The following is a 23,680-nucleotide window of genomic DNA, read 5'->3' as shown; positions in this document are numbered from 1 at the left end:
AGATAGTTATGAATACGATGCGAATGTGGGTGAATATGCGCGATAGTTTTTGGTTTCTACCGACCATTTATAGTTTGTTGGCGCTGATTGCCGTGAGTTGTTCTAATATCATTGATACCTTTTTGATTCCGATGATTAAAGATGTTATTCCATCGGGTTTATTTGTCAGTAGTAGTACAGCGTCGAGTTTATACAGTTCACTCATCACGGCGATTTTAACGATGATTACGATCAGTTTCTCAACGATTATGGTCGTCTTAACAACGTATTCAACACAATTTTCACCACGAACGTTACAAGATTTTATGAAAAGTCGCGTCACTCAACACGTATTAGGCTTCTTTTCGTTCGGTTTTATTTATACATTAATCAACCTATTAGTACTGGGAACGGATGGGCCTAAAGGGCTTGTCGGACCGTTTTCGACGGTGTTGATCGCGATTATTTCGCTTGGATTCTTTATTTTATTCATTCACCATTCGTCACGTTTTTTACAGGTGAATAATTTGATCGGCCAAATTCGCACGGATGCGTCTAAGCTTATTCAAAACACCTTTCGTGAAAAAGATTATACTGAAGCGACGGAATGGGATGAGGATGAGATTAATGCATGGAAACAAAATACCCCTCATGTCGTAAAAGCGAATGAATCAGGTTATTTACAAGGTGTCGAAATCGAAGGGCTGTTACAGTTCGCTAAACAACATAAACTGTTACTGTCGTCGGTGCATCAAGTCGGTGACTATGTCCAAAAGGGTGCACCAGCCTTTTATTATTGGAAGAAGGATGGAGAAGAAGCGGACGAGTCCGTTGAAGCGTGTACCCGCTATATTTTAGTCGGAAATGAACGGACAGACGTTCAAGATATCGAGTTTTCGGTCCAAAAACTGGTCGAAATAGCGGTGAAGTCGATATCACCAAGTATTAATGATCCTCATACGGCCGTAAACTGTATTAATCGAATCGGGTCGTTATTGTCAGAGCTTGCCTCTGTTCATCAGCCGATTCGTTACTATGCCGATCAAGACGGCGAGCTCAGATTTATGATGGAGCCGAAAAAATTCGAGGATTACTTGTACAAGAGCTTTTATCAGATTCGTTTGTATGGTAAAAAAGATTTAACTGTCATGGATGCGATGCTTCAAGCGCTTTACCGCATTGCGATCACGAATGAGGAACATATTAAGCAAGATACGTGGGCATTCGCAACCTATGTCATCGAATCGACCGATATAGATGAAATGCATCAGCTCGACTATGAACGGTTTTACGAAACATGCCATAAAATAGCCGATGTCTGTGATGAAGACCTGTCACCGCATTTAACGTAGGGTTGGGTTATGATGATAAAATAAGAACGGTGTAACATGGTAAAAGTAGTTAAATGGATCTTTCTTGATGCATTATTATGTAGAAATAAACCTGAATGATTTCCTGCTAGGACATATCATTCAGGTTTCGTTTGTATAATGTCGACCACTGAAGCAATATGACAGGATTAACCTTCTCTTAATCCTAAATACCTGATTTGTTTATGACCGACCTTCGCGATATAGATATCGCTTTTTTCTACCGTCTCATAGATTTTAGTGCCAACGTCTAATTGAGTAGCAGTGTAATTATCAAAATCAGCACGATCGTTAGTCTGTACTTTAATCTCGCCAATTTCATCGCCTAAAGTTAAGTCTTCTTCATTAACCCATTCAATATTTTCCGCGTTACTATATACAATATCGTCCAACATAAAAATGTCCGCATTTTCATTCTCTGCTAAAATCTCTTCAGGCGTTAGATTATCAATCACTGTCTCTTCTGATACTGTTTGATTGCTACAGCCTACCATGACGACTGATAACAATAAGACAACAGATAAGGTTTTTTTAACCATCACAACCTACTCCTTTTAGACAATAGACGCGGGGCAAAAGGTTATAGTTTCAGTTTATCATAATTTATTGACCTCAAGAGGGGTGAAGTCGCTCTGGAGACTGTTATCTTTAGGTTACACAAAAATAATTGTTACTTATTTCCTGAAAATCAAAGCATATATCTTGAATTTAAGATAATGAAATTGTTAAGATGGTATTTGTGTTAAGAAAGAAGGTGAAGGTATGGGATTGCTAGACCGATTATTTGGAAACAATAAAACAAAAGAAGAAACAAAGGAGAATGATACTATGTCTAACGTCAAATTAGCGATCGTATTTTACAGCATGAGTGGTACTAACTATCAATTAGCGAAATGGGCGAAAGAAGGCGCAGAAGAACAAGGTGCAGAAGTTAAAATTCTTAAAGTAGAAGAGCTTGCACCACAATCTGTGATTGAAGAAAACGAAGCATGGAAAGCAACAGTTGATGCAACATCAGATGTCCCAGTTGCGACATCAGACGATATTGAGTGGGCTGATGCGATTATCTTCAGTACACCAACACGTTTCGGTAACTTACCTTCACAAATGAAACAATTCTTAGATACACAAGGTGCGCTTTGGGCTAGCGGCAAGACAGTTAACAAAGTCGTCAGTGGTATGAGCTCAGCGCAAAACCCTCATGGTGGTCAAGAAGCAACAATCTTATCCCTATACACATCTATGATGCATTGGGGCGCGATCATTGCAGCACCTGGTTATTCAGACGGCTCAATCTTTGCTGCTGGCGGTAACCCGTACGGCACAAGCGTAACAGTCGATCAAGACGGTAACATTCAAGAAGATGCTGAAGCGGCTGTGAAGCACCAAGCGAAACGTACTGTTTCTATTGCAGAAGGCGTAAAAAACGTATAATCAATATGATGTTGAGAAAAGGTCCAATCCTACGGGGTTGGGCTTTTTTTGTGATTTTAAATAAAAATCCCCTGACCTTCTCAAAACAATTTGAAGAAGATTGGGGGGATAGGTGTTTATGATAAGTTATAAGCGATCGAATACGTTTTCCAACCGCCGTCTAAATTACGTGCTGTATATCCGTGGTTCGTTAAAATTTTCGTTGCTAGATAGCCGCGTAAGCCCGCTTGGCACATCGTATGAATGACGCGGTCTTGCGGAAGCTCATCGAGTCGATCTCTCAGTTCATCTAATGGAATATTAATCGCGCCAGGAACGGTGCCATGTTCGACTTCATCTGGCTCTCGAACATCGACTAAATAATCGCCTTGGCGAATGACGTTAGTAGCATCATGCCATTGGATTGTTTCAATGTCACCTTCCATAATGTTGGTCGCGACGTAGCCTAGCATGTTCACCGGGTCTTTGGCTGATGAGAACGGTGGTGCGTATGCCAATTCTAAGTCTGGTAAGTCCTTCACAGTCAATCCACCTTTGATCGCTGTTGCTAGCACGTCAATTCGTTTGTCGACACCTTCTTGCCCGACAATTTGAGCACCGTAGATATGACCGTCCTCTTGGTTGAATAGTAGCTTCATCACAAGTGGGGTCGCACCTGGATAGTAACCCGCGTGTGATCCTGGGTGAATGTGCACAGCTTGATAAGGCATATTCATGTGTTGTAAACGTTTTTCGTTAAGCCCTGTTGCCGCAACGGTGTAATCAAATACTTTCACGATGGACGTGCCGAGTGTACCGGGATACGTTTCGTTTTTGCCGTAAATATTATTTGCGACAATCCGACCTTGTCGGTTAGCAGGCCATGCGAGTGGCACCATAATCGGCTGGCCGGTTGAATAATCTTTGACTTCGACGGCATCCCCTAAGGCGTAAATGTGTTCATCGCTTGTTTGTAATTGATCGTTTACGATAATGCCACCGCGCTCGCCGACTGATAAACCAGCTTCGGATGCAAGATTGCTTTCCGGGCGTACGCCAATTGATAGAATGACCATATCAGTCGTGATTTTTTCGCTATCTTCTAAAATAATGGTTTGGCCGTTTTGTTCAAATTGTTGTACGCCATTTTCAAGGACAAGGTTAATCCCTTTATCGCGTAATTCTTGGTGAACGACGGCGGCCATTTCAGGGTCAATTGGTCCCATTACTTGAGATGCTTTCTCGAGAACTGTGACATCAATGCCACGGTCGACTAAGTTTTCTGCCATTTCAAGTCCGATGAAGCCGCCGCCAATGACTACGGCTTTGGATGGTTGGTTATGATCGACAAATCCTTTTATGCGATCTGTGTCTGGAATATTTCTTAAGGTGAAGATGTTCGCGTCCTCAATGCCTGGAATAGGCGGTACGATTGGTTTAGCACCTGGCGATAAGATGAGATAGTCATATGACTCTTCTGTAACCTCACCTGTTACCATATGTTTGGCTGATATCATTTGGTTCGTTCGGTCAATAGACGTGACTTCTGTTTGGTTGCGAATATCCAATTGATAACGTTGTGACATGCCTTCAACGGTTTGAACGAGTAGGTTGTCACGGTCTTGTATTGTTTCCCCGATGTAATAAGGCAAACCACAATTAGCGAATGAAATGTATTCGCCTCGCTCGAACACAATAATTTCACTCTCTTCATCCAAACGTCTTAAACGAGCAGCAGCTGTTGCGCCACCTGCGACGCCACCTACAATAACAATTTTGTTAGACATTGAGCATCCTCCTTGATTTGTGTTGATACCTTTAGCGTAACTTATATACCCATGCAGGTATATAAGTTCAGGGCAGAAAGTCGTGATAATTGTGTGACAAGTAAAATTCGGAAATGAATCACGTCCATATTTCCCGGGAAATGTTTCGACACAATACACCATTTTCTATAAACAGTTAAGTTTATTTCCAATTTGTGATAGTATAAAGATATAAGAATAGTTCGAAAATGGGGGGTGGTCTAGATGGAAAAAAACCGTAATCAAAAGAAAGTGGATGACGAAGAAGTGGATATTGACTTGAGTGACGAATTTAGGTTAGATAAGGATGATTGGATTGGTCGAAAGCATCCTGGGTTCGCAGGTGATAATCAAGTAGCGGGTGAAAAGGGCTCGACATACCAAAGGAGTGGTGGCATGCTTTTACCGGAACGATTAAGGTTATTAGCGACAAAAGCTGAAAAGGGAACGGTTCCAATGTCGATTGCCTCGCGTGTTAACTTAGGCCTTGCTGGATCGGTGTTAATGGAATTAGCCTTACGTGAAAAGGTGAAGCTCGGAAAGAAATCTAAATTGACCGTTATCGACTCAGAACCGACGGGTGTTGACTATCTAGATACCGCGCTTAGACAAATCGCTCATGCAGGCAAAGAACGGAAAGCGAAATATTGGGTGCAAAAGCTTGGGGGCAACCTATTGTTAGACCAAGTATCATCAAAGTTAGTAACGGACGGTGTTCTTCAAGATGATAGTTATCGTTGGTTAGGTTTAATAAAAGTACGACAATACCCGATTGTACAAATTGAAGACGTCATGAGCTTAAAAAAAGATGTGCGTGAAGCTGTTTTTACAGAAAATATTGATGACATCGAAGATCATCGAAGGTTAATGTTGCTTGGACTACTCAATACGTGTCAGCTAACACCGAAACTATTTTCGCGTGATGAACGAAAAGAAGCGAAGAAACGGATTAAAACGATTATGGAAAGTGACGCATTGGCGAAGTCGGTATCAGAAGCGGCGCAAGCGGTTGAAGCCGCTGTTATGGGGGCTACAGCAGGGGCAGTTGCAGCAAGTAGTGCGTCGTCGTAATAGGTTAAAGGGTGAGTAGAATTGAAAAAAGCGATAATCGTACTAGTGATAGGTGCTGTGTTGAGCGCTGTATCCATTCAGCCATTATATTTAATGGGGCAGGAAGTATGGTTACAGCAACAAGTGAATGCCAAGTACACGATCGAAACAGTTTATCACCCTGTTGATCAAACGACCGATGCATTTCACGATATGTTGTATTTACAAGATGGCCAGATGACTCCGTTTGCGAATATGAGTCGTGCGGTAGTCATAAATGGTGAGCGTGTTAACAGTTACGACGGATTCATGAACCACGTGAATGATGGTGAGGCAAACCAGTTATCCCGAACCGTGTCATTTTATGAAACAGATGTCACGATTCGGGATACATTTCATGATGTGAGTCGTGCTGATGTACGGGAAAAGGCGCAAGTTGATGTTATGATCAATGGTCACAATTACGCCGGTTCGTCAGAGCTAGAAATCCGACCGACGTATTTAGATAACAATCGATATCATGGCTACATTGGTATGTTAAAGATGACTGAACGTGCGACAGATGAAGAATCACTCGTTATCATTCAGCGTTTATTTGGCCACCCAAGAACAGTCGCAGAAGAAGAATATTCGTGGAAAGCAATCACGGTAAACGCAAATGGTGATGTTGAGACGGAAATTTTTACACGCGACGAGCTAGATAATCCAGCTTATCACGGTGACATGATTAATCAAGCGACAGTCTTGCCAATGTCATTAGGCTATCGTTCTAATGTGTTACACATGTATCCGACTTTGTTTTACCCATTTTTATATCCGTTTGGGACGATGCTGGTTGGTTCAGTCATGGTTGTCATTGGTATGAGGTTGTGGAAGACGCGTTAATGTTTTATAGTATATGACTAAAAGAATCGGTTCTAATTAAGTGTTAAAAAATGAGTCGTGGAAAAGGTGACGTTCATGGAAGTTTTCAAGGAATATTTAACAAAGGTTGATAACCGAGACCAACGTGAGCGCATGGAAACATTGTTCGGTTGGGTTCAGGACACATTCCCGCAACTTGAACCAGTCATTAAATGGAATCAACCGATGTTTCAAGATCATGGCACATTTATTATCGCGTTTAGCATGGCGAAGCATCATATGTCGGTTGCGCCGGAGCGTGAGGTGTTGGAGCGATTTTTAGGAGAGATAAAAGAATCGGGTTACGAGACGACGAAACAGCTGATTAAGATTAAATGGAAAGAGCCCATAGATTACGCCTTATTAGAGAGAATCATAGCATTCAATATTGAAGATAAGAAAGATTATGATAAATTTTGGCGATAGATGGTTAACTTCGATGCGAATTTTTCTACCTATTTAGACAAATTAGGCCAAAGTGTCTATATCATGGACGAATAACTAGGTAATAATGATTGTCGAACTAGATGCATTTGATATACTTAAAGTGTAAGAGGTGTTGATCACTTCTTTGAAAGATTCGACTAAGGAGGAATCGTCTATGGCTAAATTACAAGACAAGGTTGCGTTGATTACAGGTGGTGCATCAGGAATTGGTGCTGAAACAGCTCGTTTATTTGCGAAAGAAGGCGCCAAAGTAGTGATTGCTGACTTGGATGAAGAGAAAGGTCAAGCAGTGGTCGATGAGCTTAAAGGAAACGGTACTGAAGCAGCATTTCATCGTGTGAATACGACGAAAGAAGATGATGTTGTGTCGGCATTTGATGATGCAGCGAAAACATTTGGTCAAATTGATATCGTCTTTAACAATGCAGGTATTGGTTCACAAGGTCCAACGCATGATTTAGAGTACGATGATTGGCGCAAGACAGTTGGCGTGGATTTAGATGGCGTCTTTTTAGTAGCGCGTGAAGCGATTCGTAAAATGCGTGAATCAGGTGGCGGTACCATCGTCAATACGGCATCTATGTACGGTCACGTAGGCGCTCCGCAAACAGCTGCTTATAACGCGGCTAAAGGTGGTGTGGTTAACCTGACGCGTTCACTAGGTGTGGAATACGCTGAAGAAAACATCCGCATTAACGCCCTTTGCCCAGGTTTCGTGGATACGCCAATCTTACCGCCAGAAAGTAAAGAAGCGTTAGCTGAAGCGACGCCAGTTAAACGTTTAGGTCAGCCAGACGAAATTGCGAAATCTGTCTTATTCTTAGCAAGCGATGATTCTTCCTTCATGACAGGTGCTAGTTTAATCGTCGACGGCGGCGTGACAGCGCAATAAATCTAAAAAAGGGAAATCTCATGTCGTATGAGATTTCCCTTTTTATATGAGTTTTGATTCAGATGACTTCATTTCTACATTGCTTCTTTTATGCCTTTTTGAATAAGCCACCAATTAGCTGGATAACTGACTAAGAAACCAAGAATCATAGCAATTTGCATCATAAACCAAAAAGTCGGTTCTACTGGAGTTGGTGGATTTGAGAAAAGTAAATAATGAACAACTGCCATCCACCCGAACATACCAATTTGGAAAGTGACTACTGACCAAGTATCGGCTTTAATTGCTGATTTAAAGGCGTGGAATTTATGTTTGTTTTGTTGCATTGGATAAATAGCTAAAAATTGAAAGATAATGCCAAACAGATAAGCTAATATAAACTCAACTAAATAATGGGCGAATAGAGTCGACCCAGCAATGGTCATACCAGTCAATGCTACAATGGGAACACCTACGATGTCACCAAATGTACAACCGCCAGCACAATGACTAGCCGAAACAAATATCTTTGCTGATTGTTGACGTTCATCTTCTTGATTCGAGTCTTTCGCTTTTAATCGTCCCCACTTGAAATAGGTCCAGATCGCAAAAGGTCCAAAAAACCAGCCATTAATCGGCCAAATAATATTCATGATGGTCATCATTTGTGGATGTTTGTATACATCGAAGGCGATAATAATAAATGACACTATGCCAATAACTAAAGCAATCCATGAAATGGTTGTTAACATAAGAGTACATCCCTCCTCTTAATCGTGTTGTACCCTTTAGTAAATGAAACGAAACAGGGACGTTAAGCAAAAGTTATAGTTGTCAATCCAACGTTTCATACCATTTGCGAACCGTGTCGTCATCTTCATGATTAATAAATAATTGTTCATTTTCAGTAGCGACATAAAGAACAGGTTAGTGTTCGCCTCTTAGAAACAGTCTTGCAGATCCATATTGATCGACGCGAAAATGACCTTTTGCTAAGTTCTGAATCGCGAAACCATTCGTTCGAATTAATACATCTGGCATCTCCTCAAGCAACTGTACTTCTTCAATATCTGATTGTGACCATTCAACTCCATACAATCCAGAAACGGTAAACTGTTTGTCGGTGATGGTGACTTGATTTGGTTGAAAGGCCCAAATGGTGAGGCCTGTAATGCCAACGATTAACACCACAGCAACGCTTCCTGTAATCCAGTATCCTCGCTTGCGCTTCGATTCAATTTCATAGCGTTGAATCCAAACAATCCCAATTAAACTGTATAGTAATAATACGGAAAAACCAATTTCCATGCCATAGGGTATAGGTAAGAAGCTGACAATGAACGTCACGAATAAAATGATAAAAGTATGTAATAAGTAGCGTTTAATCGCATCTGTGTATCCGCTCTGGATCAGTTGCTGCTGTTCTTCTTTTGAACGATTGGCAAATCCACTAATTAGCGTGAAATCGTTTCGTTTATAAACGAGAAACGTTAATCCACCCATAATGATTAAGGTAAACCCCATAACGATACTATAAATAATCATGCCTTCTGACACGGTCGACCACCTCTTACGTTATTTTATTGAAAACCGACAATATCAAATGACCGATTATTTCTATAATTATCGATTGCTCGTTTGATATAAGGAATCGTATTGTCTGGTAGTTGATTTAGGGGGTGCCATGATAAGTCATCACATTTGTGTGGCTCCATGTTCGTGATCTCGCCTTCCCAATCTTCAGCCGATAAGAAAAAGTCAATGCGCTCGTCATCTGACTGGCGGTGCATCACCCCAACCATGGAAAAATCGTCATAAGGAATCGTGACGCCACCTTCTTCTAACACTTCTCGTTGTGCAGCTTGAATGACGTCTTCACCGCCATCTAAATGACCAGTTAATACACTGTAGTTGCCATCTTGATAACCTGTGTTATAACGTCTTAGTAAAAGCACGTGACCATCTTGAATTAAAAATACATGAACAGCTGCGAGTAACGTAAAACGATTTTTACTCATAAATATCACCTCGCTGGTTCTGGTGGCGTAGAGATTACAAGTTTAGACAATAGCTACTGGAGTAGGCATTTTGCGGATTTCAAACGTTTCTATTAAGGTGAAAACATATGACTAATAAAAAGGAAGCCATCATAAGAATGGCTTCCTTTTTTAATAGCTTTTATTTGTTTTTATTAACTGATGCATCATGGATAGAATTAACGGCTGCTTGTAGAGCTGCGTCAAACTGTTCTTTTGTTTGATTGACGTTTAGCTCTGTCACAAGGGCACGAGAGAAACTTGCGATTAAACCGATGTGGTCTTTAAGTCGTTTGTTTGCTTCTTCGCGTGAGTAACCACCTGATAGTGCCACAACGCGGACAACATTTGGATGGTCGATTAATTCTTTGTAATGGTTTGGTACTTCTGGGATTGTTAGCTTAAGCATGACGTATTGATCGTCGTTAAGTGCGTTTAGATGCTTAAGGATTTCGTCTTTCAAAATCTCTTCTGATTTTGCTTTGTCAGAGCTGTTAATGTCGACTTCTGGCTCGATAATTGGCACTAAGTCAGCTTCAATGATTTGTTTACCAATTTCGAACTGTTGGTCAACGACAGCTTTGATCGCTTCTTCGTTTGGTTCATGAACGACAGAACGCATTTTCGTACCGAAGATATTGCGCTCATTGGCACGGCGAAGTGTTTCGTCTAAGTCATGGATTGGCTTCATAAGTTGTACACCGTTTTCTTTGTCAGCTAGTCCTTTGTCGACTTTTAAGAACGGAACGATGCCTTGGCTTGCAAGGTAGTCAGCTGTGTATTGACCTTCGATTTCGCGGTCCATTGTCTGTTCGAATAGGATAGCACCAAGGATCTGCTCTGAGTTAAACGCTGGTGATGTGATGATGCGTGTACGCATTTGGTGTACTAAATCGAACATCTCATCTTCGTTTGAATATTGATCTTCTGTGACGCCATATCCTGCAAGTGCCTTAGGTGTACTGCCGCCACTTTGGTCAAGTGCTGCAATAAACCCTTGCCCGTTCTTCATTTTGTCAAAATGTTTTTGATTCATGATATTCACTCCTAAAAATACTTAATCTTGTCTCACGTAATTCCATTTTAACATTGAATGGCTTGAAATGGTACGAGAAAGCAACGAACTTTCGTCATATTCGATACTTTTTTCTATTAAGTGTTGCGAAATGCAAAAAAATGTTTCGTTTCATGGTGAATAAATAGGCTTAATTTGAGTTTCTTGATATGATTATAAATAGTTAAAATTTTATGACAGTATGTGGCTAAGGTAAGGGGGACATGGTGTGATTACGTTTGAGCATGTAACGAAACAGTTTGAAGACGGGACTGTCGCTGTTAAGGATATGAATTTTTCGATTGAAAAAGGCGAGTTTTTCGTCTTGATTGGCCCTAGTGGTTGTGGGAAGACGACGACGCTTAAAATGATGAATCGCCTGATTCCATTAACGAAAGGGACGATTTATGTCGATGAGAAGCGAATTAGTGATTATGAGATCAATGAATTACGTTGGAATATGGGGTATGTGTTGCAACAAATCGCGTTGTTTCCGCATATGACAATCGAGGAAAATATTGCGATTGTCCCAGAGTTAAAGCAGTGGAGTAAAAGTGATGTGCAGTCACGTGTTACGGAACTCCTGCAAATGGTCGGGCTTCATCCTGAAACATATCGTTATCGTTATCCGCATGAACTATCGGGCGGCGAGCAGCAAAGGGTTGGGGTTATTCGAGCTTTGGCGGCTGACCCTGATGTGATATTAATGGATGAGCCGTTTAGTGCGTTAGATCCAATTAGTCGAGATAAGTTGCAAAATGACTTAATTGACTTGCGCGAAAAGATTAATAAAACAATTATTTTCGTGACGCATGATATTCAAGAAGCGATGAAGCTAGGGGATCGGATTTGTTTGATGCAGGATGGTGAAATGGTGCAATTAGGCACACCGCATGAGTTGATTACGAATCCAGCGAATGAGTTTGTCGAACAATTCGTTGGTGCATCGTACGGGTTGCAAGCAGGTTTTGATTTGCGTGATGTGTTAGAGCCAGTGGAAATTAGTTATGATCCACCTCGTGTGATTGATGTCAGTGCCACGTTGGAAGAGACGTTAACAGCTTTGGCACAAGATGATTTAATTTATGTGCAAGAAGATGATGACACCATTGGCATGATTAATCGACAACAAATGATTGAATACGTATCAGCATCCCTAACAGAAGGAGGGGAGCGTGATGTCTGATTTATGGACGGTATTTCAAAATAGGCAAGGGGAACTGTGGCAAGCACTAATCGAACATATTCAAATCTCGTTCATTGCATTGTTTTTTGCTGTGCTTATTGCCGTGCCGCTCGGGATTTATTTAACCCGAAAAGGACGAATTGCAGAACCGATTATTGGGGTGGCAGCTGTCGCGCAAACGATTCCGTCATTGGCACTGCTTGGTTTGTTTATCCCGCTTTTCGGTATTGGTAAAGTCCCCGCGATTATTGCGCTCGTGTTGTATGCGTTACTTCCGGTGTTGCGGAATACATATACCGGGATTTTGGAAGTGGACCGTTCGTTAATTGAAGCGGCGACAGCGATGGGCATGAATACGAAGAAACGGCTTATGAAGGTCGAACTGCCCATTGCGATGCCGGTTATTATGGCAGGTATTCGAACGTCGATGGTGTTGATTGTCGGGACAACGACGATCGCGGCTTTAATCGGTGCGGGTGGCTTAGGTGACTTAATCTTGCTCGGGATTGACCGAAATAACACGGCATTAATTGTTTTCGGTGCGATTCCTGCGGCGTTATTAGCGCTTATCTTTGACCGTTTATTGCGTAAGATGGAAACTTTCTCGTTTAAGCAGTCGATTTTAACGATGGTCGTGATTGTGCTTATCTCGTTGTTATTTATTGTTGTGCCATATGTGACAGGAACTGATGATGACACGATTGTGATTGGCGGTAAGCTCGGGACAGAGCCAGAAATTTTGATTAATATGTACGAGCTATTAATTGAAGATGAGACGGATCTAAATGTCGAACTCGAGACAGGGTTAGGGAAAACATCATTCGTCTTTAATGCGCTTGAAACGGGAAGTATTGATGTATATCCTGAATTCACAGGAACAGCTTTGACGCAGTTTTTAGATGAAACAGCTGATAGTAATAATGCGGAAGTTGTATACAATCAAGCGCGAGCCGGTCTGTTAGAAGAGTATGACATGCGTTTTTTAGAACCGATGGCGTTTAACAATACGTACACGCTTGCGACGACGGAACAATTTGCGAGTGAATACAATTTAGAGACGATTTCAGATTTACAATCAGTCGAAAACGAGATCGACGCTGGCTTCACATTAGAATTTAGCGACCGTCAAGATGGTTACCTTGGTATTCAAGATGTGTACGGTCTTGAATTCCCGGATGTGACCACGATGGAACCACAGCTTCGTTATACCGCGATTGAAGAAGGCGATATTAATTTAATGGATGCGTATGCGACAGATGGCGAACTGCGACGTTATAATCTTGTCATGTTAGACGATGACCAAAATTTATTCCCGCCATATCAGGGAGCGCCGTTATTACGCGCCGAGACATTGGACAAACATCCTGAATTAGAAGAGGTTCTGAATCAACTTGGTGGTAAAATTTCAGGTGATCAAATGCGTGAAATGAACTATCAAGTAGGCGCTGAAGGACGAGCACCTGAAGAGGTTGCACGCGAGTATTTAGTAGAAGAAGGATTGTTAGATGAGTAAGAGGAGGTCGTGATATGAAACAATCAGCCCAAACAATTATTGATCAACTTGGATTAGAGCCTCACCCAGAAGGAGGCTTTTTCCGAGGGACGTATCAATCAGATTTAGTGACAGACGCCAGTGGTGCAGAACGATCGTTATATACGAGTATTTATTTCTTATTACGGTCACAAGACGTCTCCCATTTTCACCGATTGCAGTCTGATGAATTGTGGTACTTTCATGGCGGCAGTCCGTTGTATGTGCATACGATTAGTCCAGGCGGCGAGTATCAAAAGCATAAACTCGGTTTGGATTTGGAGAATGGGGAAACGCCGCAGTTATTAGTCCCGAAACATACCATTTTTGGCTCGTCAGTCGTTGAGGCCGACACCTATTCACTCGTCGGCTGTATGGTCGCGCCAGGGTTTGATTTTGCGGATTTTGAGTTGTTTGATGAAGAGGATTTGTTGGAGCAATACCCTGAACATGAAGACGTGATTAAGATGTTGACGCCGGATGAGTAATGAATTGTTTGTTTGGTGTGTCTAACGTGATTCCGGGCAGTTCAATTTAATTGAATGCGTCCGGAATTTTTTGTATCTATTATTTTGAGTGCAATACTCAGTTGAAATGAGGTTTTCTTACTTTTAAATCAACGAGAACTGTTATATAATAAGAAATAGAATTGTAGCGAAAAATGTAAAAAAACTTTAAGTATAGGAAGATCGACATGAGCCATGAGCAGAATAAAACAGACGTCATTTTAATCGGGGCAGGTATTATGAGTGCGACTCTAGGTACGATGTTAAAAGAATTGCAACCTGATTGGAATATTACAGTTTTTGAACAATTGGATAAGCCAGGTGATGAAAGCTCGAATGAATGGAATAATGCTGGAACGGGTCACGCTGCTTTATGTGAATTAAACTACACGAAAGAACAGGAAGACGGTTCTGTAGATATTCAAAAGGCCATTAATATTAATGAGCAGTTTCAGGTGTCGAAGCAGTTTTGGTCTTATTTAGTGAACCGACAGCTCATTGAACGTCCGGAAGAGTTCATTATGCCGCTACCGCATATGAGTATGGTGCGCGGGCGTGATAATATTGAGTTTTTACGCAAGCGTTATGAGAAAATGTCTAATCATCCGTTGTTTGATACGATGGAGTTTTCTGAAGACCCAGAGCAGTTAAAAGAATGGTTCCCGCTTATCATGGAAGGGCGTCAAGATCAAGAACCAATGGCTGCAACGAAGATCGACGGTGGCACGGATGTGAATTTCGGTGCGTTGACGCGTAAGTTGTTTGATCATTTAACAGACCAAGGTGTTGATGTGCAGTATCACCAAAACGTCGATGATTTGACTCAAAACGCTGATGGTTCTTGGGATGTGAAAGTGCGTCATCTAAGATCAGGAGATATTCAACATCATACAGCGAAGTTTGTGTTTATTGGTGCAGGTGGCGGAAGCTTACATTTATTACAAAAGTCGGGAATTCCTGAGAGTCGAGGGATTGGTGGCTTCCCTGTTAGTGGCCTATTCATGGCATGTAATAACCCTGAAGTGGTCGAGAAGCATTATGCGAAAGTTTATGGTAAAGCACCAGTAGGCGCACCTCCGATGTCAGTTCCGCATTTGGATACGCGGTTTATTAACAATGAGAAAACATTATTATTTGGACCATTCGCTGGTTTTTCACCACGTTTCTTAAAGACAGGTTCATTAACGGATTTAGTGACATCAGTTCGTCCAAGTAATATGATGACGATGTTGTCAGCGGGCGCGAAAGAGATGGGCTTAACGAAATATTTAGTCTCACAAGTGATGCAGTCGAAAGAACAGCGTATGGAAACGTTACGCGAATTCGTGCCTGATGCGAAAAGTGAAGACTGGGATATTGTCGTTGCCGGCCAACGCGTGCAAGTGATTAAAGATACAGAAGCGGGCGGAAAAGGAACGCTTCAATTCGGTACAGAAGTCGTTAGCTCACAAGATGGGACGATTTCCGCGTTATTAGGTGCTTCACCAGGCGCTTCAACTGCTGTCAACGTCATGTTAGAAGTGATGGAAAATTGCTTCCCTAGTTATATGGATCAGTGGGAGTCGAAGCTTAAAGAGATGATCCCATCATATGGATCGTCGTTACGTGATCAACCAGAGTTGATTCGTCATGTGCACGATAAAACTGGAGAAACACTCGGGTTAACGCAACCGAAGGCTTATTCATAACTTTTAATAACGAGTAACACTGAGCTTAAGAGAAGAAGCTCAGTGTTTTTTTATATCAATTACTCACTTATTAAATAAATCGCTTAAGTTTTGAGATAAATCGAAGGGGTTTTGAAATAACTAGCTCTAGTTATTTCAAAACTAAAGGCAGTTATTTCAAAACTAAAGGCAGTTATTTAAAAATTTAGCGCGGTGAATGATTAACGTTTTGTTAACTAATGACAATTCCGTGAACGTGAGTTATAATAAAGAAGTTCTGAATCACCTTTCATCTAAGAAAGGGGTTTTTTTATGATTACATTACATAATGTCAGCAAACGATTTGGATCGTTCGAAGCGATCGAATCGGTATCGTTAAGCATTAAATCAGGCGAAATTTACGGTATTATTGGTGCGAGTGGCGCTGGGAAATCGACGTTATTACGACTGATGAATTTCATCGAAAAACCTGATGCTGGAGACGTTATCATTGGTGATGAAACGTTAAATCACATGAGGGGCAAACGGATCCGACAAGTAAGACAATCAGTGGCGATGATTTTCCAAGGGTACAATTTAGTTGGTAATAAAACGGTATACGATAATGTCGCTGTGCCGTTAGAGTTGGCGAAAGTGCCGAAACACGATCATGAAGAACGTGTATTAGAAAGTTTGCGCTTCGTCGGACTTGAAACATTAAAAGATCAGTACCCTGGTCAATTAAGTGGCGGGCAAAAACAACGGGTCGCGATTGCGAGAGCGATTGTGAATCAACCGACTGTGCTTCTGTGCGATGAGCCCACGTCATCGCTCGATCCAAATACGACAGCAGAAGTGCTCGAAGTATTACAGCGGATAAATCGAGCGTTTGGCGTCACGATCGTCATTGTGAGTCACGAAATGGACGTCATCAAAAGCGTTTGTGAACGTGTCACAGTGATGGCGGGTGGTCGTGTTTATGACACAGTTGAAATCGAGCCGACAGGTGTAGGTAAGATGGAACAGAGCGCGGAAGGCTTTGTCGAGCGGTTGAAGTCGGGTGGTGAGCATCATGATACCTGATATTTTACTCGAATATCAAACCGAAATTTGGGTATCGATTGGCGAAACCTTTATTATGGTCGGTTTTGCGATTTTAGCAGCGTTATTAGTCGGTCTTCCGATTGGGACGTTTTTATTTTTGTGTCGCAAAGGGCAATTATTAGAAAACCAGGCCGTTTTCTCGTCATTAAACTTAATCGTCAATATCATCCGTTCGTTCCCGTTTCTACTACTTGTCATCTTTTTAATTCCGTTCACGCGGTTTGTGATGGGAACAGCCATTGGAACCGCAGCTGCGACAGTTCCGATGACGATCATTGCGATTGCCCATTACTCGCGTCTTGTCGAGCAGTCTTTGCTTGATGTTCCGAGAGGTGTGATCGAGGCAGCGGTTTCGATGGGAGCTTCTGTTAAAGATATTATTATTAAATTTCTATACGTCGAAGCTCGTTCGGCACTTGTCTTAAGTATGACAACATCGACGATTAGCTTTATATCGTATTCGACGATTATGGGTGTCGTCGGTGGCGGTGGTATCGGAGATTTCGCGATTCGCTATGGTTACCAACAATTTCAAACTGATTTGATGATTTATATTATCATTATTATGGTGATATTTGTGCAATTCATTCAATATGCTGGCATTACATTAGCAAGAAAAATAGACAAACGATAAGGGGAGATTGTAAATGAAAAAATGGTTAATGCTCATGATGGCTGTTTTAATCACGGTTTTAGTCGCTTGTGGCGGCGGTGATGATAGTGAAAACGCGGGCGAATCAGATAATGAATCAACGAATGAAGCTAGTAATGAATCGACTGACAACAATAATAGTGAAGAAGAAACGCAAACAATCAGAGTGGCATCTGTTGAATCACCGATGACAGATGTTGTTGAAATTGCCAAAGAGAATCTTGCAGAAGAAAACATTGAAGTTGAATTAGTTGAAATGGGCGATTACATTCAACCGAATGAAGCTTTAGCGAATGGAGAAGTCGATGCCAACTTCTCACAACACGTTCCATTCATGAAACAATATAACAACAATAAAGATGCGAACTTGACGGAAGTTCAGCCAATTTATTTTGCGAACTTTGGCCTTTATGCAAAAGAGTATGATAGTTTAGACGCTCTTCCAGATGATGCGACGATTGGTATTGCCAATGACCCGTCTAATATCGACCGCTCACTTCGTCTATTAGCATCCAATGACCTTATTGAAATGAAAGATACGGATAGTAATCAATACGGTTTAGATGATATTAAGGAAGATTCTCATAACTTTAGTTTCGAACAAGCGGGTATTGCAGCGTTAGCACGTTTATATGAAGACGTTGATGGTGTGATCTTGAACCCGACGCATGCGGGTAATATCGACTTAACACCAGCTGATGACGCGCTGGCGACTGAGGCAGAAGACAATAAATTTACGATTACATTAGTCGCGCGTGAAGATAATGCGGACTCAGAGTTAATTCAAAAATTAGCTGAGGCGATGACGAGCGAAGACGTTCGTGAATTTTTAGAAAATCGTGAAGGTGGCGCATCTGTCCCAGCCTTCTAAAAAGTGAATGGTTAGAAGTCCCTCTAGCATATAGTGTGCTAGAGGGATTTTTTATGTGGTGCTTGATTCAACTTTTGTCATAGTTGAACCAATCTTGTTTTAGCTTGAATCAAACTCAAAACGTGTTGCGCCAAAATGGTCGTTTGTTGCACCACATTTCAATCATAGACAAAAAGGAGCGGTCTGGATGAATGATGAAATCGTGACGATGACTTATGGGGATGTGACAGGGGATGGCATTCAAGATTGTGTGATGATTTGGGGGCGTCGACAAACGACAATCCCTTTTTGGAAAGATTTAACCTTAGTTGTCCAAGATGGTGTGACAGGGTATGTATATAGCACGCCATTAGACGATCATCATGGGTATGAACCTGTCCTATGGCTCGGTCGTCTAGCTGAAATGCAAGCAGAGCAGATTGTGGTGACCATTGCGACAGGGAGTAGTGGGGCAACGGTTAACGCTTATATTTACACGATTGATCAACACCATTTGCGACAGTTGTTTAGCAGTGATTACTACCAAAAAATGTACACATACCAAGTTCATTACCAAGATGATTATCGTGTTCATCTCACAAGTGATCGTAATAATTCGATTTATAGTATTGATTTATCTTTAAGGTCGAGCGAGTATTTAGATGATATTTATGACGCTGAAGGTCAATTGAAAAAGCCAGTTCAAGGTTGGGTGAATCCGATGAGTGGCTTTTATCCTGTTGATTATGATCGTGATGGTGTGTATGATTTATTAGTTTATCAACGGATTGCCGGGCTTTATAATGCAGATGCCCTCGGTTATGTGCAGAATGTGCTGGCGTGGAACGGCTCTATGTTTGAGTTGAATCAACAATTTGTATCTGTTTATGGTCACGATAAGGCATGATAACAGCTTTGGCGCTTTACTCAGGTGATGCGTCGATGAGAAGAAGGTCATCACGTAAATTTCCAGAAAAATCACTAAATCTTGAATAATTCTAAGCAATCGATACAATATGGTAGCATTTATTAAGTTCCTTAATGCAAGTTCGTCTCATCGACAATAAGTTAGATGAATGCTTGTTAATCACGTTTAAACCCGTTTGATTAAAAATGGTGCGCTCGTTATGATTAATTATGGAAACAATCGTTAACACCAATTTTGAAAGGAGTCGTTACCATTAACAATCAAACAGCAACACTGAATCCAACTGAGGCGCTAACGTTAGAAAAGCCAAGTGCTAAAGATGGATCAGCGATGTGGGAATTGGTAAACAAGTCATCTTTGGATCAAAACTCAGCTTATAAATATATTATGATGTGCGAATATTTCGCCGAAACATGTGTCGTTGCGAAAGAAGACGATCAAGTCGTCGGATTCGTAACAGCATTCATCCCCCCGGAAAGGCAAGATGTCGTGTTCGTTTGGCAAATTGGCGTCGATTCGTCGCAACGAGGTAAAGGACTGGCGTCTAAAATATTGAACGAATTAATTGAACGTGATGCTTGCCGTGACGTCCGCTATTTAGAAGCGACGGTTACTCCATCAAACGAAGCATCTCAAGCTTTATTTAAAAAATTTGCACGAGAGCATGATACAACATGCGAAGTCTCGGAATGCTTTCCTGAAGAACTATTCCCGAGTGATGAACATGAAGCGGAACTAAGCTTCTTAATCGGTCCGTTCGATAAGTAAAAAACAAGTATGAATCATTCGGTGTAAAGGATTATCTACTAATATACCCATATGGGTAAATTCAAGGAGGATAAACGTTGAAACAAACAGATTTGAACGTATTTGAACAATATGAATCAGAGGTGCGCAGTTATTGCCGTAGTTTTCCGACTGTATTTAACCGTGCTAAAGGATCGAAAATGTGGGATGAGCAAGGTCGTGAATATATTGACTTTTTCTCAGGTGCAGGTGCGTTAAATTACGGCCACAACAATGACCAAATGAAAGACGCACTCATCGATTACATTAAAGAAGATGGCATTACGCACTCGCTTGATAAAGCAACGACAGCAAAAGGTCAATTCATTGAAGCATTTAATGATATTATTTTGAAACCGCGTAACATGAATTATAAAATGATGTTCCCTGGCCCAACTGGTACTAACGCGGTCGAAAGTGCCCTTAAACTAGCGCGTAAAGTGACAGGACGTACGGATGTCATTAGCTTCACGAACGGTTTCCACGGTATGACGATTGGTTCGTTATCCGTAACAGGTAATGCGATGAAGCGTAAAGGGGCAGGTGTCCCACTTGAGCATGCGGTAACGATGCCATATGACCGTTTTGTCAGTGAAGATTTGGAGACGTTAGAGTATCTGGAACGTTTCTTAGAAAATGGTGGTAGTGGTGTTGATATCCCAGCTGCGATGATCGTTGAAACGGTACAAGGTGAAGGTGGTATTAATGCAGCCCGTTTCAAATGGTTGAAAAAACTAGATGAGATTTGTAAACGTTGGGACATTCTCTTAATTGTTGACGATATTCAAGCAGGGATCGGTCGAACAGGAACGTTCTTTAGTTTTGAAGAAGCAGGTATTGACCCGGATATCGTTTGCCTATCGAAATCCTTAAGTGGCTACGGTTTGCCTCTAGCGATTATGTTGAGTAAACCAGAGCTTGATGTTTGGAAACCAGGTGAACATAACGGAACATTCCGTGGTAATAACCATGCGTTTGTGACAGCAACAGCAGCGCTTGAATATTGGAAGAGCGACGATTTCGAAGCGTCGATTAAGCAAAAAGCAGACATGACGCATGACTTTTTACACCGATTAGTTGAGAACTATCCAGAGTTAAAAGGTACCGTCAAAGGTCGCGGTTTAATGGTCGGCATTGCTTGTGAAGACGACGGTGTAGCTGAGGAAGTTGCAGCAAAGGCATTTGAACTAGGGTTAATTATGGAAACGGCTGGTTCGAACGATGACGTGTTCAAATTATTCCCGGCGATGACGATTAGTGAAGATGAGTTAAAACAAGGCTTAGCGATTATTGAAGAAAGCGTGAAGAATGTTGTCAAAGAGCCTGTATTAAATTAAACATGAAAAAGGTCTGATGATTTACAAATCATCAGACCTTTTTTTGAGTGTGTCGTACCAATTTGTCCACGATTGATGATTTAAATCGTGGATGCGATTGGATGTGACAGTTAGCTCATGTGACGGAAGACCAACCCCGCCAATCGCAAATTCAATGTTCGGATAACGTTTGATGAATTGATCAAGCCAAAAATTGAGATCGTCATCATCATGGTTATCTGAATATGTTAATGATAAAGCGACTATTTTCACATCTTGCGAATCAAGCACATGGATCACGTGATCGTATGGCGTATTAGGACCTAAATAAAGTACTTCAAGACCTTGCTTTCGCAAAAACAAACTAAAGGTTAATAACCCGATGTGGTGGTGCTCCTTTTCTGGTGTGAAAGCAACCGCTTTTGGTAAATCTTTATTGATCGGAAGAATACGGAAAAATTCCATACACCGCTGCATAATAAATTCGGAAGCAAAATGTTCTTGCGCGACTGATAGATGCCCACGTTCCCACTCGTCGCCAATCTGATACAAAATCGGGACAAAGATATGATGGATCACGTCGTCGTAATCTAATTTTGAAAAAGCTAAATTAATCCGTTCGTTTGCTTCGGATGAGCGATAGTGCGTGAGGTGATTGTATAATAGTTGAATCTCTTCGGCATGCTCACCTTGGAAGTGATCGAAAGTGTGGGCGACTTGACCGTCTTGTTGATGCCACAATCTCACAGCATCACTAATTTTATAGTGTTCAAATTCCGTTTTATGTTTGAACCATTTTAATATATGAATATCATCATCGCTATACAGTCGATGCCCACCTTCGCTACGTGAAGGGTTAACGATGTGATAACGATTTTCCCAAGCACGAATCGTAACAGTAGGAATATCGGTTAATTCTGATGCCTTTTTAATAGTATACATGTTTATCACCTCACATTCATTATACACAAACTATACACAAAAAGATATTAATCGGTTTTTTTATACAAAAAACCGATTAAATAGACGTTTTGATCATTTATCTGAAAACTATTGTTGAAATATTGTATAAGTAGTGTATAATGTTATTAAAGTTATACAAAAATTATATCAAAAGGTGGTTGGTAATGAAAGGTTGAGATTATTTGTCTTTAAATGAAAAGGATTGAACAGAAGTTTTTAGGTGGCAAAGAAAGCGTGGTTGCGAATGGTGAATAGGCACACCATTCGCAACGGTCTAATCAAAGCAGTGATTGAGAAGAGATAGGTATGTAAAAGGTGCTCAGTATATGAGCGCCTTTTTTCATGTGTTCTCAGCCAAAATATGAATGAAATCTTTTAAAATCCGTGCTGTTAGTCCCCAAATGACACGATCTTCAAAGTAATAAAAATGTTCTTCAATTTGAAACGATTGTTTCGTGTACATCTTTTGGTTCGGGACGTGATGAAGTGGAAATGAGTCATCAGGTTCAATCGCCATATTCATATAATGGATTGTGGGTCCGTTTTGTAAAAAATGAGCGAGTGGAACTGTGAATACGTCAGCCACTTCATCAGGGTTAAGTGTAAACGACGACGTTGAAGGGGTTTTTAATAATCCGACGTAAGCATGGACTTTTAAGCCGAACGGCGTTTGTAACCAACCGAGAGATTGTGTGTAATCAACTTGTTCTTTACTGACCCCTAATTCCTCATGCAATTCACGCAACGCAGCTTCATTTGCATCGTCATCCTCATCATCAACTTGCCCGCCAGGAAAACAAACTTCCCCTGGCTGACGTCGCATAGATAATGATCTCACTTCGAATAATATATGTAATCCGTCTTCTTTTTGGATTAATGGTAATAAAACAGCCGTTTCTTTCGGTTTATACTGTCCGAGAGATTGTGGTTGGTGATGCTTTAAAATGTGATGGATTTGATCTGAATTCATGTCTAACTCACTCCTCCATATGAGCATTTTAGCATATTAAGGTTAAGATATATGGGAAAAGGTTTGATATTGAAGTATTCGATAGATATTTAGCGTACAAGTCCAAATAATCAAGGAAATAAATCGTGAGTCGACATCGTTCTAGTCGATTCAATTCGACTAAACTTGTCACCATATTGCCATTATGTTAAGGTTTTATACGTATGTCGCAAGTATATAAACATTATATTTGTCAAGTGTTGCCTGAATAGCTATTAAATATTTCACTATGTTTGCGAAAAATGTTTGATTTGGTGAAAACGGGGTATAAAAAC

24 protein-coding genes are annotated in these 23,680 nt (G+C 41.1%); 16 read left to right on the top strand and 8 right to left on the bottom strand.

Annotation, left to right across the window (positions count from 1 at the left end):
• Positions 1-8: 8 nt before the first annotated feature.
• Positions 9-1,331, top strand: coding sequence for a DUF2254 domain-containing protein (locus ABID56_RS04815; protein WP_354219484.1), 1,323 nt, complete (start codon positions 9-11; stop codon positions 1,329-1,331).
• Between the two features lie 167 nt (positions 1,332-1,498).
• Here ABID56_RS04815 and ABID56_RS04810 read toward each other — a convergent pair whose 3' ends face one another.
• A complete protein-coding gene (locus ABID56_RS04810; protein WP_354219483.1) occupies positions 1,499-1,888 on the bottom strand; it encodes a hypothetical protein in 390 nt (129 codons plus the stop codon).
• A 223-nt stretch (positions 1,889-2,111) separates the two neighbouring features.
• Between ABID56_RS04810 and wrbA the strand changes: the two genes are divergently transcribed.
• Entirely contained in the window at positions 2,112-2,783 is a 672-nt protein-coding gene (wrbA, locus tag ABID56_RS04805; protein ID WP_354219482.1) for an NAD(P)H:quinone oxidoreductase, read from the top strand.
• A 116-nt stretch (positions 2,784-2,899) separates the two neighbouring features.
• Here the strand turns inward: wrbA and ABID56_RS04800 are convergent, their stop codons facing one another.
• Positions 2,900-4,549 carry a CoA-disulfide reductase gene (locus tag ABID56_RS04800; protein ID WP_354219481.1) on the bottom strand — a complete coding sequence of 550 codons (1,650 nt, stop codon included), beginning with the start codon at positions 4,547-4,549 and terminating at the stop codon, positions 2,900-2,902.
• Positions 4,550-4,792: 243 nt separating this feature from the next.
• On the opposite strand from ABID56_RS04800, the gene ABID56_RS04795 reads away from it, so the two are divergent.
• The 4 genes from ABID56_RS04795 (at position 4,793) to ABID56_RS04780 (ending at position 7,859) form a co-directional block, all read left to right on the top strand.
• Positions 4,793-5,638, top strand: coding sequence for a GOLPH3/VPS74 family protein (locus ABID56_RS04795; RefSeq protein ID WP_354219480.1), 846 nt, complete (start codon positions 4,793-4,795; stop codon positions 5,636-5,638).
• 21 nt (positions 5,639-5,659) lie between these two features.
• A complete protein-coding gene (locus ABID56_RS04790; RefSeq protein ID WP_354219479.1) occupies positions 5,660-6,502 on the top strand; it encodes a hypothetical protein in 843 nt (280 codons plus the stop codon).
• Between the two features lie 75 nt (positions 6,503-6,577).
• Positions 6,578-6,946, top strand: a complete 369-nt coding sequence (locus tag ABID56_RS04785) for an iron chaperone (RefSeq protein WP_354219478.1) — start codon at positions 6,578-6,580, stop codon at positions 6,944-6,946.
• A 175-nt stretch (positions 6,947-7,121) separates the two neighbouring features.
• Positions 7,122-7,859, top strand: coding sequence for an SDR family NAD(P)-dependent oxidoreductase (locus tag ABID56_RS04780; protein ID WP_354219477.1), 738 nt, complete (start codon positions 7,122-7,124; stop codon positions 7,857-7,859).
• A 74-nt stretch (positions 7,860-7,933) separates the two neighbouring features.
• On the opposite strand, the gene ABID56_RS04775 is transcribed toward ABID56_RS04780, so the two are convergent.
• The 4 genes from ABID56_RS04775 to ABID56_RS04760 all read right to left on the bottom strand — a co-directional run bounded on the left by ABID56_RS04775 (position 7,934) and on the right by ABID56_RS04760 (position 10,910).
• Positions 7,934-8,590: a DUF4396 domain-containing protein gene (locus ABID56_RS04775; RefSeq protein WP_354219476.1), complete on the bottom strand. Its 657-nt coding sequence runs from the start codon at positions 8,588-8,590 to the stop codon at positions 7,934-7,936.
• 175 nt (positions 8,591-8,765) lie between these two features.
• Positions 8,766-9,395, bottom strand: coding sequence for a DUF3784 domain-containing protein (locus ABID56_RS04770; protein WP_354219475.1), 630 nt, complete (start codon positions 9,393-9,395; stop codon positions 8,766-8,768).
• A 23-nt stretch (positions 9,396-9,418) separates the two neighbouring features.
• A complete protein-coding gene (locus ABID56_RS04765; protein WP_354219474.1) occupies positions 9,419-9,856 on the bottom strand; it encodes an NUDIX hydrolase in 438 nt (145 codons plus the stop codon).
• A gap of 160 nt (positions 9,857-10,016) precedes the next feature.
• A complete protein-coding gene (locus tag ABID56_RS04760; RefSeq protein ID WP_354219473.1) occupies positions 10,017-10,910 on the bottom strand; it encodes a fructose bisphosphate aldolase in 894 nt (297 codons plus the stop codon).
• Positions 10,911-11,157: 247 nt separating this feature from the next.
• On the opposite strand from ABID56_RS04760, the gene ABID56_RS04755 reads away from it, so the two are divergent.
• The 10 genes from ABID56_RS04755 (at position 11,158) to ectB (ending at position 21,454) form a co-directional block, all read left to right on the top strand.
• Complete coding sequence (locus tag ABID56_RS04755) at positions 11,158-12,114, top strand: ABC transporter ATP-binding protein (protein WP_354219472.1); 957 nt, start codon at positions 11,158-11,160, stop codon at positions 12,112-12,114.
• Positions 12,107-13,627: an ABC transporter permease/substrate-binding protein gene (locus ABID56_RS04750; protein WP_354219471.1), complete on the top strand. Its 1,521-nt coding sequence runs from the start codon at positions 12,107-12,109 to the stop codon at positions 13,625-13,627. Before ABID56_RS04755 ends, ABID56_RS04750 begins: the two co-directional genes overlap by 8 nt.
• 14 nt (positions 13,628-13,641) lie before the next feature.
• Positions 13,642-14,133 (top strand): cupin domain-containing protein, encoded by a 492-nt coding sequence (locus ABID56_RS04745; RefSeq protein ID WP_354219470.1) that lies wholly within the window; start codon positions 13,642-13,644, stop codon positions 14,131-14,133.
• A 206-nt stretch (positions 14,134-14,339) separates the two neighbouring features.
• Positions 14,340-15,839, top strand: coding sequence for a malate:quinone oxidoreductase (locus tag ABID56_RS04740; RefSeq protein WP_354219469.1), 1,500 nt, complete (start codon positions 14,340-14,342; stop codon positions 15,837-15,839).
• Between the two features lie 291 nt (positions 15,840-16,130).
• On the top strand, positions 16,131-16,880 hold the full coding sequence (locus ABID56_RS04735) for a methionine ABC transporter ATP-binding protein (protein WP_354219468.1): 750 nt from the start codon (positions 16,131-16,133) through the stop codon (positions 16,878-16,880).
• Positions 16,873-17,535 carry a methionine ABC transporter permease gene (locus ABID56_RS04730; RefSeq protein ID WP_354219520.1) on the top strand — a complete coding sequence of 221 codons (663 nt, stop codon included), beginning with the start codon at positions 16,873-16,875 and terminating at the stop codon, positions 17,533-17,535. The genes ABID56_RS04735 and ABID56_RS04730 overlap by 8 nt, the downstream gene beginning before the upstream one ends.
• Positions 17,536-17,548: 13 nt before the next feature.
• Complete coding sequence (locus tag ABID56_RS04725; RefSeq protein ID WP_354219467.1) at positions 17,549-18,424, top strand: MetQ/NlpA family ABC transporter substrate-binding protein; 876 nt, start codon at positions 17,549-17,551, stop codon at positions 18,422-18,424.
• 187 nt (positions 18,425-18,611) lie between these two features.
• The gene (locus ABID56_RS04720) at positions 18,612-19,310 is read left to right on the top strand and encodes a YybI family spore inner coat protein (protein ID WP_354219466.1); all 699 of its coding nucleotides are present in this window, start codon (positions 18,612-18,614) and stop codon (positions 19,308-19,310) included.
• Positions 19,311-19,565: 255 nt separating this feature from the next.
• A complete protein-coding gene (ectA, locus tag ABID56_RS04715) occupies positions 19,566-20,099 on the top strand; it encodes a diaminobutyrate acetyltransferase (RefSeq protein WP_354219465.1) in 534 nt (177 codons plus the stop codon).
• 77 nt (positions 20,100-20,176) lie between these two features.
• Entirely contained in the window at positions 20,177-21,454 is a 1,278-nt protein-coding gene (ectB, locus tag ABID56_RS04710; RefSeq protein ID WP_354219464.1) for a diaminobutyrate--2-oxoglutarate transaminase, read from the top strand.
• A 21-nt stretch (positions 21,455-21,475) separates the two neighbouring features.
• Here ectB and ABID56_RS04705 read toward each other — a convergent pair whose 3' ends face one another.
• The gene (locus ABID56_RS04705; RefSeq protein ID WP_354219463.1) at positions 21,476-22,375 is read right to left on the bottom strand and encodes a MerR family transcriptional regulator; all 900 of its coding nucleotides are present in this window, start codon (positions 22,373-22,375) and stop codon (positions 21,476-21,478) included.
• A 361-nt stretch (positions 22,376-22,736) separates the two neighbouring features.
• Positions 22,737-23,366, bottom strand: coding sequence for an NUDIX hydrolase (locus ABID56_RS04700; protein ID WP_354219462.1), 630 nt, complete (start codon positions 23,364-23,366; stop codon positions 22,737-22,739).
• Between the last annotated feature and the right edge of the window lie 314 nt (positions 23,367-23,680).

The sequence above is a fragment of the Alkalibacillus flavidus genome (genome assembly GCF_040545925.1).
Taxonomy (GTDB): domain Bacteria; phylum Bacillota; class Bacilli; order Bacillales; family Alkalibacillaceae; genus Alkalibacillus; species Alkalibacillus flavidus.
The sequence above is the reverse complement of the archived record's forward strand: the minus strand, read 5'-3'. Positions and strand labels throughout refer to the sequence as shown.